General features: G+C 42.3%; 11 protein-coding genes. 9 read left to right on the top strand and 2 right to left on the bottom strand.

The genetic code is table 11. The features are described 5' to 3' along the window. Positions 1–57: 57 nt before the first annotated feature. From AC2TF5_RS23355 to ltrA, 4 genes are all read left to right on the top strand, one after another. On the top strand, positions 58–1,710 hold the full coding sequence (locus AC2TF5_RS23355) for a dsDNA nuclease domain-containing protein (RefSeq protein ID WP_491299504.1): 1,653 nt from the start codon (positions 58–60) through the stop codon (positions 1,708–1,710). Beyond that, positions 1,707–2,249, top strand: coding sequence for an ABC-three component system middle component 1 (locus AC2TF5_RS23350; RefSeq protein WP_491299503.1), 543 nt, complete (start codon positions 1,707–1,709; stop codon positions 2,247–2,249). Before AC2TF5_RS23355 ends, AC2TF5_RS23350 begins: the two co-directional genes overlap by 4 nt. After that, on the top strand, positions 2,236–4,899 hold the full coding sequence (locus AC2TF5_RS23345; RefSeq protein ID WP_491299502.1) for an AAA family ATPase: 2,664 nt from the start codon (positions 2,236–2,238) through the stop codon (positions 4,897–4,899). The genes AC2TF5_RS23350 and AC2TF5_RS23345 overlap by 14 nt, the downstream gene beginning before the upstream one ends. A gap of 218 nt (positions 4,900–5,117) precedes the next feature. Next, on the top strand, positions 5,118–6,245 hold the full coding sequence (ltrA, locus tag AC2TF5_RS23340) for a group II intron reverse transcriptase/maturase (protein ID WP_491299501.1): 1,128 nt from the start codon (positions 5,118–5,120) through the stop codon (positions 6,243–6,245). Between the two features lie 388 nt (positions 6,246–6,633). Here ltrA and AC2TF5_RS23335 read toward each other — a convergent pair whose 3' ends face one another. After that, positions 6,634–6,981, bottom strand: a complete 348-nt coding sequence (locus tag AC2TF5_RS23335; RefSeq protein WP_491299500.1) for a helix-turn-helix domain-containing protein — start codon at positions 6,979–6,981, stop codon at positions 6,634–6,636. Positions 6,982–7,255: 274 nt separating this feature from the next. On the opposite strand from AC2TF5_RS23335, the gene AC2TF5_RS23330 reads away from it, so the two are divergent. The 5 genes from AC2TF5_RS23330 to AC2TF5_RS23310 all read left to right on the top strand — a co-directional run bounded on the left by AC2TF5_RS23330 (position 7,256) and on the right by AC2TF5_RS23310 (position 14,648). Beyond that, positions 7,256–7,741, top strand: coding sequence for a hypothetical protein (locus AC2TF5_RS23330; RefSeq protein ID WP_491299499.1), 486 nt, complete (start codon positions 7,256–7,258; stop codon positions 7,739–7,741). A 116-nt stretch (positions 7,742–7,857) separates the two neighbouring features. Beyond that, entirely contained in the window at positions 7,858–8,427 is a 570-nt protein-coding gene (locus tag AC2TF5_RS23325) for an SF0329 family protein (protein ID WP_491299498.1), read from the top strand. A 186-nt stretch (positions 8,428–8,613) separates the two neighbouring features. Next, positions 8,614–9,603 carry a tRNA dihydrouridine synthase gene (locus tag AC2TF5_RS23320; protein ID WP_491299497.1) on the top strand — a complete coding sequence of 330 codons (990 nt, stop codon included), beginning with the start codon at positions 8,614–8,616 and terminating at the stop codon, positions 9,601–9,603. A gap of 209 nt (positions 9,604–9,812) precedes the next feature. Next, on the top strand, positions 9,813–10,973 hold the full coding sequence (locus tag AC2TF5_RS23315; protein ID WP_491299496.1) for a uroporphyrinogen decarboxylase/cobalamine-independent methonine synthase family protein: 1,161 nt from the start codon (positions 9,813–9,815) through the stop codon (positions 10,971–10,973). A gap of 300 nt (positions 10,974–11,273) precedes the next feature. Beyond that, positions 11,274–14,648, top strand: coding sequence for a HEAT repeat domain-containing protein (locus AC2TF5_RS23310; protein WP_491299495.1), 3,375 nt, complete (start codon positions 11,274–11,276; stop codon positions 14,646–14,648). Positions 14,649–14,826: 178 nt separating this feature from the next. Here AC2TF5_RS23310 and AC2TF5_RS23305 read toward each other — a convergent pair whose 3' ends face one another. Continuing rightward, positions 14,827–15,753, bottom strand: a complete 927-nt coding sequence (locus tag AC2TF5_RS23305) for an HNH endonuclease family protein (RefSeq protein WP_491299494.1) — start codon at positions 15,751–15,753, stop codon at positions 14,827–14,829.

The following is a 15,753-nucleotide window of genomic DNA, read 5'->3' as shown; positions in this document are numbered from 1 at the left end:
GCTGTAGACTTATGGCATCACTGAAAGCATATCATGAATTTTAAGGAGTCTATTCAGATGGAGAACTTGGATCAAATCATTGGGTACTATATTGAAAATAAGGATGAGAAAAGTGCTGAGGATATCGGATTTCTGAAAGAGAACATCGTCGGTAGATCAAGCAATGATATCTCTCAACTACTCGCAAATTTTTTGCCAGATGAAACGGGTGGACTTGTGGCCATTTCTGGATTTTATTATCAATTTTTGGTGGCAATAGAATATATGATTGAAATGCTTGAGGGAAAGTGGGACTACATCTTTATTGAGCACCTTGATGACATTGTTGTTGGAAAAGAGAATACAGTAAGATTCATTCAAGTGAAAACCAGTGAAAAAGTAAAAGTTGACGTTACAGCTAGCCCGGCATCTGGATTATACAGTCGATCACAAATACAAGGTGGAGCGGCGAGAAGAAATAACAGTTGGATCGATAAGTTGATATCCAAAGCCGAATTACTTAAGTCAGAGGATGGATTTATTACACAGTTCCAGTTGTATTCGAGCTACCATTTTTTAAGAACTAGAGACTATGACTTTGATATCTACTCGGGAAACAAAGGCTATAACATGGATGTTCCGATGACGGATCACCTGCTGTCAAAGTGCATAGAACCCGTATGCGATAAAAATGGAGTGAACTATGATTATCAAACAAAGTGTGGAGAAGCACCGAATAAATTGCTAGGAAGGTTTTACTTACATACGGGTGCGGGGCTTCATGAGTTGGAGGTTTTTAAAGATCACTTGTGTATGAGCCTTAGTAAATGGTTGTTTCGTGACATCGGCGACCAAGTTCGTATTCGGACTGAGGATTTGAATGAACTAATCGGTCATTTGTGTACGCAATGCAGCTATAGGAATAGTGCCGATCGGCTGCTCATCACAAAGGAAAAGTTGGAAGAGATCTTAGCAAACATGAGAGAGAGAACTTTAGCGAGTATTGATACAATTGCTGAAAGACATGGGAATATGATGGTAGCCAGTCGAGTTATTGATTCAATTGTATCTGAAATTGAAGATAGTGGACAGTCCTCTCTCTTGAAAGACAATTTGTACACTTATCGAGAGTACTTTAGAAAATGGGTTGAAAATGGTGGGAATATTCGTTCTCTAATTGATAGGTATGTCGAGGGTACAATTAAAAGTTCAGCATACACAAGAATTGGAGAAATGAATCGAGAGAGAAGGATACAAGATTTTTTTAGCATTGTGCTTATATTAATGATTGTTAGAAATTCTTTGTTGGAATTTACGGATTCCAAGAGTTTATTAACAAAAAAATGCAGCGCGTCTAATCTGCTGTACTCATTTTTGAGCTTGGAAACGAGAAATAAATTTGAGAATGGTGTACAAAAACTCGAATCGATAATACTTCAATCAGATGTTAATGAACATCTGAACTTATTAGATAAAACTTTACGAATTATATTTCAAAATTATACCGATAGAAATTTTACCGAGACTAAAAGACAGGAAATCAGAGGTATCCCAGAAATTCCTTTAGAAGGATTTGAAGATACTCCTCCCTTAAATAAAGTAACCCTAATCGTTGATGTCATCCCTGGTAACGAGATGAAAGAGGCGTTTTTCGAGGCAATAGATGAAACAACAGATTTTCCGCAAAAAATGCAAGAAATTTTGAACAAGTTTTGTAACGAGGTGAGATGATGGATATCTTTAATGCAACGCATAATCGGTTACTTCAGAATGGTTTTAATGAACATGGTAGCGAAGCGATTGAAAAATTGAGTGCGTCACTGTATAAATCTTCTGTATATAATGTGATTTTGAAAAGATTGCACTACAAAGAGGAAATGAAGTCCACAACTTCATTCTCGCTGCAAATAAGATCACTATTAGTCGAGTACAATTTCAACGTTTGGAATACATATATTTTATTTTGTGTGGATCAAGATATTGATTTTGAAACTAACTATAAGATTGAGCGCGATACAAAGGCACTACGTAAATACGCTATAAGCAATGAATTTGATCTAAATCGGATTCCATTTTTAGATGAGTTTAGAGTGATAAAAAAACCAATTAAAAATGAGGTAAGTATAGAGGAGAACAATGAATACCTAAAGGAAATCATGCATTACCTGGAAAAGAATGAAGGGCGACAGAATAAACTCAATTCAGATCAAGTGGAAAACTTGATAGAAAATATACTGAAGATGGTGGAGTTGCGTTATGAAAATCAATAAAATAACTCTTGAAAACTTTAGAAATTATTATGGTGAAGTTTCATTCGACCTCACGAGAAAAATTACGATTTTGCACGGGGATAATGGTTTTGGGAAGAGCTCTTTTTTCGATGCAATTGAATGGGGATTTACAAGCAAGATTTCACGGATGAATGGTAGCGATGCAGAGATTAAACGAGATATATTTAATAAGCTTTGTACCCATCAAGAGAGTGAGACACTTTCGGTTTGCATTGAATTCGGAGGAAATACACTAACACGTTGGTTTACTGTTACTGGAAATGAATACGGAAATACGCAAGTGACCTTGGTGGACAGTGAAGGAAAAACATATCGGGGGCAAGTTGACGTAGAGACCTTTTTAAAGCAAGGAACTTTGGACGAAACCAGCTTTGGACGCGGTAGTTATGGGCAGCTTATCAAACAAACGTATATACTATCTCAAAGTCAGGTTACTGATTTTGTGATCTCAGAAGACCCTTCTGAAAGGTTTCGAGCCTTGGCCAATATCATGGGATTTAAAGCGCTATTAAATGAATCTGATAACATGAAGAAAATCTACAATTCTTTAATAAAAAATTCTAATGCGATAGATAATGAGATTACATTAAGTAAAAACTTAATTCAGAGTAAAGAAGAAACAAAAAAGAATGTGGATATTTTTGATCTCAGCTCCAAATTGTTGAATATTGGTATTGTTGAGGTTGATAACCGTATGGATGTTGAAATTAAGCAATCACAAGAACAAGCTATGACTCAAAAAATTAATGCAGAGTCATTCATCGAATTGTGCAATGAGTTGAATTTGGAACGCTTCGAAACGGTTAGTAGGATTGTACAGTACATCTCCGAGAAAGCAGCAATTCATGAACATTTGAAAGCTCAAGGTGAAAATATAAGAGCGTTCTTGAGGAGAGTAGAACAGAAAATCAATGCTCTTAAAAATGAGAAGGACAACATTCAGAAGTATAATGAAACAAGAATTGCGATTCAAGAAAAGGAACATGAACTTGCTTCTTATGGACTAAGCAATCAAAATGTAGACATCGTAAAAGAAACGCTCAACACTTTGAGGAAGCGAGCTTCTTCTTTAGAGTTCGCGTTCTCCTTTCATCCCTCGATAACTTTAAATGTAGAACAACAAAAAAGTATACCTGTTAACCTGGAACTTCTCGAAAAGAGAAGTGTTATTCTGGGAAAAAGAAAAAAAAGATGGTCCGCATTAACAGAAAAATTATCTCTTATTATACAAGAGAATAAGGATAAAATACTTCTTCAGCTGATTGAAAATATCAAGGACATTAAGAATTATGTTGTTGTAAACAGTCTGGATAGATGCCCAGTATGTTCTTCTGTTCCTGAAGAAAACTTGGAATCTTGCATCGAACATAATATTTTGTCTTACACAACAAAGCTCGAAGAGGATACTACTTATGTTGAGAAAGTTATTTCATTGAGAAATACGATTTTAAAAAAGTTAACTCAAATTGATGAAAAAACAAATGAAAATACCAGTAATATAACCAGGCTAAATTTGGAATTAAATCGTTTCGTCGATGAGTATAACAACTATAAAAATAATGCCTTGTTTTCTGAAGAACTTAGTCTCACTTCCGAGGTAGAATTAAAGAAACAGTTAAGTGATGTACGAGGGGAGATTGCCTTACAACAGAAAATCGTCGAATTAATAATTTCTCTTAGTAAATTGCAAGAGGAATTCAAAGGTTTTGGTAATACAGTGTCATCTAAAAAAACACGAACCACGGAAGAAGTTGAGCAATCGATTGTACGAATGAATAGAGCAAATAGTAGAGTCTTGTCGTATCGAAGCAAGATAGAAGGTGATATTAAAAAGTTGCATTCAGAGATTCAAGATCATGAAATTATTATCAAACGTCTACAACCATATGTGGAGCCGCGACAATATGATGTTCCAATTCAGCAATTGATCTCAGAACATCAAGATTCGATAATACACAATACGCGGAAGTTAAGTGGTTTGGAAGATATTGCTCAAATGCAATATGCTATCAAGCAAAATCATGAAATTCAAGCACAGATTCAAGAACTAGAAGGGACAATCGAAGCAAATGTCCGAAAGAAAGAAGAAGTTGATAAAATTGCTACTTCACTAAATAATCACATGATGCAATTATTCGACTTCTTTGATTCTGATGCAAGAGATTATTTAAATAACGACAACTCACCTATACAAAAATACTATAGATACCTGAATCCGCTCCCTTCCAATAATCTCATTCAATTTGATGGTGCGGACGAAAAATTGTCCATCAAGGTTGTTTTTGATAATGGTAATGGAGAAAGTAATGCTCAAAATATACTCAGTTCCGGACAACTGAATGTTCTTGCTATATCCATATTTTTAGCAATTAATGAAGCACAAAATATCAACTCTCTTGATTTTATCGCAATTGATGATCCTATTCAAAATATGGACGATATAAATCAATATTCCATTTGCGACGTGTTAGGTCAGATAGATAAACAGATTATTTTTTCTACGCATGATCTGGATTTTGTTAAGCTCTTTTTGAAAAAAAATGAATACAAAAAGGAAGAGATACAAGTCTTCAATTTCACGAGTCCTTTTCTGAATCAAAGCAAAATACAGCATTTTTGCTATGAATGAATGTAGATTTTGATAATTCCAACCAGTGATCGATTAAAGGAGAAGTTTTTTGGATTCGAAGTGATCTCTGACATGAAAAGCAGCCTAGACTTAAAAATTCAGATATTTTTAATAATATTTATTCATCTAATTTCATACTTGATACTATTAATAATGCCGAAATCAAATCTATTTCGAAAGGTAATGCGCTAGCTCTCTTACAAACAGCACAAAGTTTCATGGCTATTGAATTAAACAGTGAAAGCCGAACTCCTTGCAGGGCATATAAACCCGCGCCCGTCAAACGGGTAGAAATTCCTAAATCCGGAGGCGGTGTGCGGCTATTAGGCATCCCGACCGTAATGGACCGCTTTCTCCAACAGGCGCTTTTGCAGGTGATGAATCCAATCTTTGATGCCCACTTCTCATGGTATAGCTACGGCTTCAGACCAGGGAAGCGAGCACACGACGCGGTGAAACAAGCCCAAAGCTACATCCAAAGCGGAATACGATGGACAGTAGACATGGACCTGGAGAAGTTCTTTGACCGAGTCAACCATGACATGCTCATGGCGAGGATTGCACGAAAGGTAACGGACAAGCGAGTCCTGAAACTGATTCGCAGCTTTCTGAACGCCGGAGTCATGACAGAAGGAGCGCTGGAGCGTACGGAAGAAGGGACACCACAAGGTGGCCCTCTGAGTCCGCTACTGGCAAACATTCTGCTGGATGATCTGGACAAAGAATTGACGAAACGTGGACTTCGATTCGTCCGCTATGCGGACGACTGTCAGATCTTCGTGGCAAGTAAGCGCGCGGGTGAACGTGTATTAGAATCGGTGAATCGCTTTGTGGAAGGGAAGTTGAAGCTGAAAGTGAACCGGGATAAAAGCGCAGTGGACCGACCTTGGAATCGCAAGTTTCTGGGTTTTAGCTTTCTGTCTAACAAACAGGCAACGATTCGTCTAGCCCCAAAGACAATCTCTCGTATGAAAGAAAGAATTCGGGAGCTCACGAACCGGACGTGGTCTACATCGATAGAAGAGAGAATTTCATATTTAAACCAATACCTCATGGGATGGATTGGATATTTCCGCATTGCCTCAGCAAAGAAACACTGCGAAGCACTGGACAAGTGGATTCGGAGAAGATTGCGTATGTGCCTCTGGAAACAGTGGAAACGAGTGAGGACACGCATTCGAGAACTGAGGGCGCTGGAACTGCCTAATTGGGTGGTTTTCATGATGGCTAACTCCCGCCGAGGGGTGTGGGAAATGTCCCGGAACACAAATAATGCCCTTCCGATTTCCTATTGGGAAGCGAAAGGGCTGAAAAGTTTACTTTCTCGTTATCTGGAACTTTGTTAACCTATTGGAACCGCCTAGTGCGGACCCGCATGCTAGGTGGTGTGAGAGGACAGGGGCTAGCCGCCCCTTCCTACTCGATTATCACTATGATTAGTCACGTTATAACCCCTTAGAGAAAGCAGGCTGCTTTTACCAGGATACGATTCTTCTTCATATCAGTTGCCCTTAAGAATATATGAATTTATCCCTGCATTTCTTGGATAAAAACCTGCTTCACGTCAGCTTATTGCTATGCAACAGGGCACTAGAATCCAAGCTAAACGCCTTATATAAGGCAGGAGAGAAGGAAGCTTATCTCAAATATTTTACTATAATAGTTAGCTTTTAATCGATTTTATAATCTTTGGTGATAACTCTAAAAAAGCTGATCGGAATCCGATCAGCTTTTTTAACTATTTCCATCAATTCGCCTAAAAATTTCATTTAGTATATTTCGGACCATCTCAATATCTTTTGAATCACGTTCTCTCAATAAAGAGATTATATCTTTTAAATTTGACTCCTCTGTTAATTCTTCCTGTTCTTTCAAATATGTAAAAAGCTCATACACTCCAACATCTAATGCACTAGCAATCTTCGCCAGATTCTTCATGGAAACATTACGCTCGGCTCGTTCAATAAATCCTATATAACTTATATTGAAGCCAGCCTTTTCTGCTAATGCTTCTTGAGATAATCCTCTTAATTTACGAAGATCCTTTATACGTGCTCCGACTAATTTTAGGACATCAGACATCGTTACACCTCTCTTTAATAGAAGTGTAGGGAATGTTTTGATTTGTAATAACACATAAATAATAAGTTATTTGAATAAATTACTACTATACGGTAATATTGTGTGTAGTTTGTATTTATTTATTCATCCTAAGTGAGTATTTATTGCTATATATTTACTCTTTTGGTGAACTGAGTTAGAACTACTTCTTATGCACCTGCAATTTTGGACAGACCAATAAAGGAATTCAATCGCAGCTGGGGTATCGCCAATAACCGAATAGGAGCTGACGTATGTGAATAGTTTAACCTCCATCGATGAATGCAGAGATAGCAAAGATAGGCTGTTAAAAATTCAGGAATCCTCTATTCATTCCAAATCAATGATTAAGATGCAGCATTTCGTACAGATCTATATGAACTCAGCAGCCCGGATGATGCATTCCATCTCTGCTCATGTATGTATCTTGTTTAGTGAACGCGCTTTAGGATGCATGCTCAAGGCATTGTATATGAAGGAGAATAATTGCATGTTTTCTCCATCTTACTTTTCGCTTCAGGATATCATCCAGCTAACGGGACAGAATTCCATCCCGGATTTGGATAAGGTGATGTTTATTCATACCCTTAATTTTGTGGTCGGCTGCAATGATGCTTCAATTTTTCAACATATGGATGCCTCGCAGCTTCAGAAGCTTCTGAACCGCGTGGACGATGTGCTGATTCACTTATCGGGTAGAGTAGCATCCAATCCTTCCGAGTTGTATCGCTCGATTTTTTAATGGTATGATAGACCTTCACCAAGGGCCAAATCAAACTAGTCTGGCACTATAGGTATCATTGCCATAAATCTGCCGCGAAATACTGGTAGTCAGGCTTTGAGAACATAGGAGGATACATGTCCTGGAGCAAATTAAAGCAACAACTGGAGAGCTTTCTCTCTCCTGCGTTAAATGGAAGGGTCGAATACCGGGCAACCAGTTATCGTTATCTACCTGATAAATCCGGAATTTGTTATCTTGCAGTAGATAAAAAGAACGTACTCAATATGAGTGATACAACTGGCTCAATCAGATGGTATCAGACGGAGCAGGAAATTAAGAATGATCCGGATATCCAAATTCCTATCAACAATGATGAAATTGAAGCGATCAGAAAGGATACCAAGGGGACCGTTCCCGAGGAGCGTCTTAAAGTCATTGCGAGAAGCAGAAAAATTTCAGAACTTGCAAAAGAGCTTTTGTCAGCACAGGCCGCATTAAGTAAATCAAATTTTGTCCTAGTAGCTACTACGTTTTTGTCGATTTCTATAGATGAAAGCTTGGAGAGTAATGATATCTTATTGAATATTTTAGCTTTGGTGGACAGACGAGTTGGTAAAAAGCGAATTTTAAACATGGCCGAGAAGATGAAGTTAAAGCATCCAATTGTGCAGTATTTTTATGAACTACGGCGCAGTACGTTGTGAAAATGAACTTGCATTGACGGGTCACATCGTTTTAGGAGAGCTTTCACTGCTACGATTAACATATACTGCCGTTTGATTTACGTTGCTTAAACATGCTATAAGTGAAGAAAAAGCAAGAGCATGAACAGGTTGTATTTACCATTTCGGATAAAGATTTTTCCTGGTATTTATAGAGGGGTATTTGATATGACGGATAATTTTTGGCGCGATTTACCACGACCTTTTTTTGTACTGGCGCCCATGGAAGATGTGACGGATGTGGTGTTTCGCCATGTCGTAAGTGAAGCAGCCAGACCGGATGTGTTTTTTACGGAGTTTGCGAATACAGAGAGCTATTGTCACCCGGAGGGGAACCATAGTGTGCGCGGACGTTTGACTTTTACAGAGGATGAACAGCCCATTGTAGCCCATATCTGGGGAGATAAGCCGGAATACTTTCGTCAAATGAGTATCGGCATGGCGAAAGAAGGGTTTAAAGGCATCGATATTAATATGGGTTGTCCTGTAGCGAATGTAGCAGAGAATGGGAAGGGGAGCGGCCTGATCTGCCGTCCCGAAATTGCAGCGGATATTATCCAGGCCGCAAAAGCCGGGGGACTGCCCGTCAGTGTAAAAACAAGGCTCGGTTTTAGTAGCGTAGACGAATGGCGCGACTGGTTAACCCATATTTTGAAACAAGACATTGTTAATCTGTCCATTCATCTGCGGACAAGAGAGGAAATGAGCAAAGTAGACGCTCATTGGGAACTGATTCCGGAGATTAAGAAACTTCGTGATGAGGTGGCACCAGATACACTGCTAACCATTAACGGGGATATTCCTGACCGTCAGACCGGCCTCCAGCTCGCCGAACAATACGGTGTAGATGGAATTATGATTGGTCGTGGTATTTTTCATAATCCATTTGCGTTTGAGAAGGAGCCGAAGGATCATAGCAGTGAGGAATTGCTTGATCTGCTACGGCTGCATCTGGATCTCCATGATCAATATTCAGCACAGGAGCCACGTTCATTCAGACCCCTTGCCCGCTTCTTCAAAATATATGTCCGTGGATTCCGAGGGGCAAGTGAATTGAGAAATAGCTTAATGAACGCAAAGTCAACAAGTGAAGTACGTGCACTGCTCGATGAATTTGGAAGCAAGGATCATGATGAGGTAGATGAACACGAAAATTAAATGGACAGGCTGGAGAAACAACAGCGCTCCAGGAGAACAAATAATATTTTTGGAAAACATGGCGGACTTGGCTGTGTTTTTTCTTTTGGAAAATCTCAGCAGTCATTCTAGCTATAGCTTTTAGCTATAACTAGTTATATTTTTTTGGTATTTATTCTAACTCCTATCCACGTGATATGATCATCGTATACAACGAGGGGGTTATTTACATGACTGATAAGTTCCAGATCGTAGGAAGTTTGTTGCGGCCCGAAGAGCTGCTGAAATATAAAACGCAAATTGAACATCGTGATGATATCCAGTATCCTTTTTATGAGAATTTTGAAGGGTATGCCGAGTGCGAGACAGAGGCGATCAAACAGGTCGTGAAAAAGGAAATCGAGCAGAACCTGTCGGTTATTACGGACGGCGAATTCTCCAAATCGATGTGGCATCTGGATTTTGTATGGGGCTTTGGCGGGGTTGAGCGTTATATCGCTGAGCATGGCTACTTTTTCCGGGATGTTGATGGAACATCGAAATATGAAACACGCAAAGATATTGGATTGCGCATTACTGGCAAACTGAGCGGAAAGAATCATCATTTTATCGGGCTGTTTAAACAGCTGCAAGAAACGGCTGGCGACCAGCAAACGAAACTTTGTGTACCGTCTCCTTCCCATATTTTCGGTGAACTTTCCTGGTCGGATAACATTGGCGGTACGGATGCTGTTTATCAGAACAAACAGGAGCTCAAAGCGGGTCTTGTGAGCGCCTATAAGGAATTCGTGGAGGAATTTGCTGCGGTAGGCGGCAAAATCCTGCAATTCGATGATTGCTTGTGGGAGCTGTTTGCAGACGACAACCCGAACTCTCCGTTTACAGGGGAGCATATTAATCAAGCGGAAGTACAGGGTCTCGCCACCGAATTTATTGATATTAACAATACAGTGATCGACTTCGGTCATAGCCTCGGCTTGAAAATGTGGACACACAACTGCCGGGGGAACTATGATTCCCGCAACATGGGCGGTGGATCTTATGCGAAAATCGCCAACTTGTTCCTGAAGCAATTGAAATATGATCGCTTCTTCCTGGAATGGGATGATGATCGTGCGGGTTCGATTGAAGCACTGGAGGTTTTCAAGGACAGACCGGAAACGGAGATTGTTCTGGGCTTGCTGTCTTCCAAAACAAATACGCTTGATGATGAAGCACGCGTAATCCTTCTGCTTGACGAAGCATCCAAAATCATTGATAAGGATCGTCTGCTGCTCTCGCATCAATGCGGCTTTGCATCCTGCGATGGCGGTAACGAGCTAAGCGAAGCCGAGCAATGGGCGAAAATCGATCAAGGTCAACAGATTGCCAAGCAATACTGGAATAACTAAATTCGGATATGTATCATCTTGAGCTAAAAGGGATGACTCAAAGGGTCGCTTATGGACCCCGAGAGGCATCTCTTTTTGTATGCAGCGTTTTGGCCCCGTTCAAAAGAAGAAACCCCGAATCAGGGCGTGAATATGGATTGTAGGCTGCAAAGGCCGATTCCATAGGCTAAGTCGGTTTGAAATGTCGCATCGAAAAGGAGAAGCCTTCGCTTATGAAGAAGTTATATACTTCCAGAAGAGCTTGCGTAAATCGGTTACGGAGAAATTTTGATCGATTATAAGAACATGAGGGGAGAGGAAATGTTGACATATAACAATGATCTGATGAACAAAGAGCAATTGCTCATGGAGCTGGACTCGCTGGGTTATTCGGACAGGATGAAGCGAATGGCGCTTCTGGGGCGCCAGCATAAAGGAGATGCGGATTATTCCGCGCTGCTCGTAACCTTGCTAGAAAGCGGCACCGCCTATGAGGCGCATCTGGCTTTGACTGGTGCCGACGTAGTGAATGATGCTCGTGCGGTTTTGTTTGCCCTGAAGCATTCTAAGGCAGGGGTCAGAGGGCGGGCGGCTGGACTGCTGCCAGAAGTGATTACAGATCCGGACTTTTCGGTTGAGTCCGAAATCGATCTGATGTCGTATCATTGCCGACAACAATTGCTGCGGAGCATCTTGAATACATATCGTCAGGATTGGGCGGAACGGCTGTTGCCGCTCGTGCTTGACCGGTGGGGGGCACAAGAAGCGTCCTTATTATTGGCCGTGTGCAGCGAAGAGACGGTTCGCAGCAGGCTTCCTGAGCTGGGGTATGCGTTACGCAATTGGCGGCTCCTAACGAAGTACTATCCCGATCTTGTTGCAGCGTATTTCAAGAATGCTTTGCAGAACGCAACGCATCGGGAAAAGGTCAATATATGGTGGACGCTCTCATCGGCGATTGAAGTATTGAGTGTTTTAAGACCGGCGATCGTGTTGGAATGTGCGCTTACGCTTGGGCCGACGGATATGATTCATCCTGTACTCAAGCAGCAATTGGGCATTCTGATTCAGGCCAGCCCTGAAGACGTATTCGAACTGCTGACACGTGAGGAGACACGGGAATATCTTCTGAATCATGGCGTTCCGGCAGGCGCTTTGAAGAAGAGAAAATGGTTTACCACAGCGCAGTGGACCACACTGGCTACATTGCTCGCAGATCAGCCTGTGCATCTAGCCAAGGTGCTGGATACCCTTGCGCCGTCTTGTCGCGAAGCGGTGTTTGATGCCGCTTATAAGGAAGACGAGCGGAAGACACGCATTTTCCCTATGCCGCTACTGGATGTACTACCGCATCGACTGCGTGACAAGGAAGCTGCTCGCATGCTGGAACTTCGCAACATTCGTGATCATCGGGATGACATGCTCGAAACGACGGCGCGCCGTTTAATTGTTAACGCCAGGGAGAAGCTGGAGCAAGCCGTCCAGGTGTCTAATAGCGATGAGCGTGCTGCGGCCTACGCCCACCTCGTTCGGAGTACAGCGCTATCCCGAAGCGGAATGAATGAGACGCTGCGCTTCCTGACTCGAATCAAGAACGACCAGGATCCGGTTCGCTGGCAAGTTATGGTCGAGCTCTCAAACTGTCCTGCTCCAATGTTTAAGGAAGAGCATGTGAATGATCTGACTGTGCTGGTGGATAGCGTGGTTGAAGCCAGGGACACTTCGTACGGGACAAGGTCCGCCACGGAGAAACTGGCTTTTGCCATACTGCGTGAACATGCATTGGAGCCGAAGGGCGATCTATTCAAGTTCGCTTTGAGAACGTTTGGAAGATTGACGATGCGGGATGGTCAGTTTGCGTTGTTCTCCATGGATTGGGATAGCATACCAAGTTCTGCACTGGAAGCGTTGTTCGATGAGATTTATGCCTTTGGTGTAGAAGCGAACAAGCGCGAAAACGTAAGTGTGGTCCTGCGTATGGCTGATTTGTTCGGAAAAGCCGTGGATCGATTGCCGAAGCTTCAGCTTCTGCTGGAGGAACTGCTGAAGGCTAAAACGGTATCGCCGCAGGCGGTCCATTATTGGCTGGCACCGTATGGAACTCGGGATGCGAGGGTTAGAGAACTGCTGGACAGAGACCCATCCTTCATCTCATTCCACGACGTATTTATGCATCTGCATCTGAAGCGTCAGGAGTGGTTGGACCCGTTCATCTCGGGGAAAATCATCAAAGGCAAGCATTTATCGGGAAAAACGATTTATGTTGTGCCCGCCTATAATGGGTTTCATCGGTGGCTGCCGCGCCAGCAAAAGGCATTAGCTTCCCTGCTGGAACGGGTGGCATTGGATGCCAAACGGAGTTTCCATGAACGTGCGGCGGCGATGCGGAGCTTGGCAGTCATGCCGGATTATTGCTCCGATCAACTGGAGGTCCTGCTGCAGGATCAGGAAGTGCATGTCGTCGAGGCAGCGCTCTACGCATATTCGTTATGGGAAGAGCCGGAGAAGGCACTTCCTGTATTGCTGGGCAACCTGGATGGAGACCGTGCTCGGGTCGCCATGTACTCGATCCCCAGATGCATGCGCAGGGTGAGCCCGGTGATGTTGACATCTATGCTGTCGGACCTGCTGAATCGGGAGAAATTGAAAATCACGGTTAGAAAAGAGGCCATCCGCCTGCTTGGAGCTCATAAAAGCAGTGAGAGCATGACGCTTCTCATCCGGGAATACGAGAAACCGAATGTACACAAAGATGTGATGATCGCCATAGGTCACGCTACCAGACAATGGCTCGATGATGAACGCAGCTGGACCATGATGAGTGCCATGGCAGCTTCTCCGCAGCGTGATATCGCAAGAAGCCTGCTTAACCAGTATTCTGGCGGACTTCCCGTGGAGGCTCGGCCAAGGTATTTGCAATTGATTATCGAGATCGCAGGACATGCCGATGCTGTTGTGGCAAGAGAGGCTTTCCAAGCTATGAGCCTTTGGGTGAATGGAAGTGAGGAGAAGGTAGCGGCTTCCGCCAGCAGAGTGATTCTTGATTTGGAGGATAACGCCAGATGGAAGGCCGCGTTGGATACCCTCATTGTGGCTAGTCGTGACGGGAAGGTGAATGATCGGGTCATTGGCGTTTGCACACAGTTGGCCGACACGGAGACGAAGGCCGAATGGAATGCTGCACCGGAGAGAGACCTTCCAGAGCGGCAGCGTCTAGTGGCATTGATTGACAAGCTGACCTCGTTGCCTCCCAATGCAAGATGGGTGCTCGTTCCTTTATATACGGGCATGATCGATGCTCTTAAATCCAAAGAAACCCTGAGATCAGCCGTGATCAAGTTATATTTAGCGATTGTTGAATGGAACCAGGCGGATAAGGCTGCCCTGCATTTGGACCCTGTGATTCAAATGGTGGACACGCATCCGCATCTGTTGGATTACGCCTACAGACAGATCGCTCGGGCAGCCAATGCCAGCCAGGCGTATTGGAGACCGGAGAGTATTCTGGAACTGGTGGACAATTTGAGAGACCGACAGCCGTTAGCGGCCCAATATATCGGTCTTTCTTTACTGAAGGTTGCGGGAACATCTTTATTGTGGAACCAGGCTTGTACCGACCGTTTAAGAGCGTACCGGAATCATGAGCATGAGGCGATTCGTCTGGCGGCACTGGATATTTGGACCGTGCTTGAATAGAGCTGTCATTAGCGATCAAAGAGAAAGAAGAAGCATAATTGAAATTGGCGGTACAGAATTTTGTCTGTACCGCCATTTCATTGCGAGATCTCAGATCTGAGATTAAGACTGTAGGAGAGACATCTTTTGTCTATTGGATATCATGGAGTATCGAAAGGGAGTTGGTTACTCGCGGTAGTTATGGGTAGATCTTTAACTCCTTGTGCAGATCGTATAACATCTTTCCAAGTGGTTTTGTTTTCATACTCTCTTTTGTTATTTCAGGACCAAAGATCATTTTTTTGATTTCTGAATCAGTCAATTCAATTCTATCCAGCACCTCTTGAAGTTCATCCTTTTGCGTTTCGTTGTACATCTGCTGCTTTTCAATTAACTCCAGCACTTCAGTGCTATGGATTTGATATGCCTCGCGAATTCTCATACCTGCAATATTGTGTTTTATACTCTCATTTGCCTCTAACAAAATCCTCATGTCTTTGGAAGTAGTTCCTTGATAAGAGAATGTTATATCTTCAAACCAATTAATAGAGCTATCAAAGGGAGAGGCAAACGCCAATGACTTTTTTCCCTTAACTCGGTTGCAATTGCCGCAGACAGGAATGAGGTTATACAGACAGATCGAGAATAAGGGGAATGATGATTTACTAAAAAAGTGATCTAACTGTGCGCCGGAGACATTCTCTGCTCTAGAGTTGATGTAGTCCCTATTGCAATAAGGACAGACGGTGAGACCAGCGTTTCGTACTATTCTTACACGTAAAGATGCTTTCTCTTTTTCCGAGTCTGCAATTCGTGGGTAAGAGTCATGGATAGCCTTGTACAATGGCTTCATAGGAAGGTCTGCCTCGCTTGAATTGCAAAAACATTCTTGCCTCATATATATGATCCTTTTATTGGTAGCAAACGCTTCTGCTGCTTTCAATTTTTCTAAAGGTGCAAGTATCAAGGATTTGAATTCATTTTCACTGCCTTTAAAGAAAGTAGTCGGTAAATATTTTTTACAGCTAGCCAAGAGTTCCTGTTGCTCAGAAGGTTCTATATTTTTTTTAACGGCGTTCCAATATTCATTTTCAAATTCTTCGGAATACAATCCAAGTTGTATCAT

Source organism: Paenibacillus sp. JNUCC 34 (assembly GCF_058269055.1).
This window is presented reverse-complemented; position numbering and strand designations above follow the sequence as displayed.

Coding starts and splice junctions, on each gene's coding strand:
- AC2TF5_RS23355 (WP_491299504.1), top strand. CDS start 58: ATGGAGAACTTGGATCAAATCATTGGGTACTATATTGAAAATAAGGAT.
- AC2TF5_RS23350 (WP_491299503.1), top strand. CDS start 1,707: ATGATGGATATCTTTAATGCAACGCATAATCGGTTACTTCAGAATGGT.
- AC2TF5_RS23345 (WP_491299502.1), top strand. CDS start 2,236: ATGAAAATCAATAAAATAACTCTTGAAAACTTTAGAAATTATTATGGT.
- ltrA (WP_491299501.1), top strand. CDS start 5,118: ATGGCTATTGAATTAAACAGTGAAAGCCGAACTCCTTGCAGGGCATAT.
- AC2TF5_RS23335 (WP_491299500.1), bottom strand. CDS start 6,981: ATGTCTGATGTCCTAAAATTAGTCGGAGCACGTATAAAGGATCTTCGT.
- AC2TF5_RS23325 (WP_491299498.1), top strand. CDS start 7,858: ATGTCCTGGAGCAAATTAAAGCAACAACTGGAGAGCTTTCTCTCTCCT.
- AC2TF5_RS23320 (WP_491299497.1), top strand. CDS start 8,614: ATGACGGATAATTTTTGGCGCGATTTACCACGACCTTTTTTTGTACTG.
- AC2TF5_RS23315 (WP_491299496.1), top strand. CDS start 9,813: ATGACTGATAAGTTCCAGATCGTAGGAAGTTTGTTGCGGCCCGAAGAG.
- AC2TF5_RS23310 (WP_491299495.1), top strand. CDS start 11,274: ATGTTGACATATAACAATGATCTGATGAACAAAGAGCAATTGCTCATG.
- AC2TF5_RS23305 (WP_491299494.1), bottom strand. CDS start 15,753: ATGATACAACTTGGATTGTATTCCGAAGAATTTGAAAATGAATATTGG.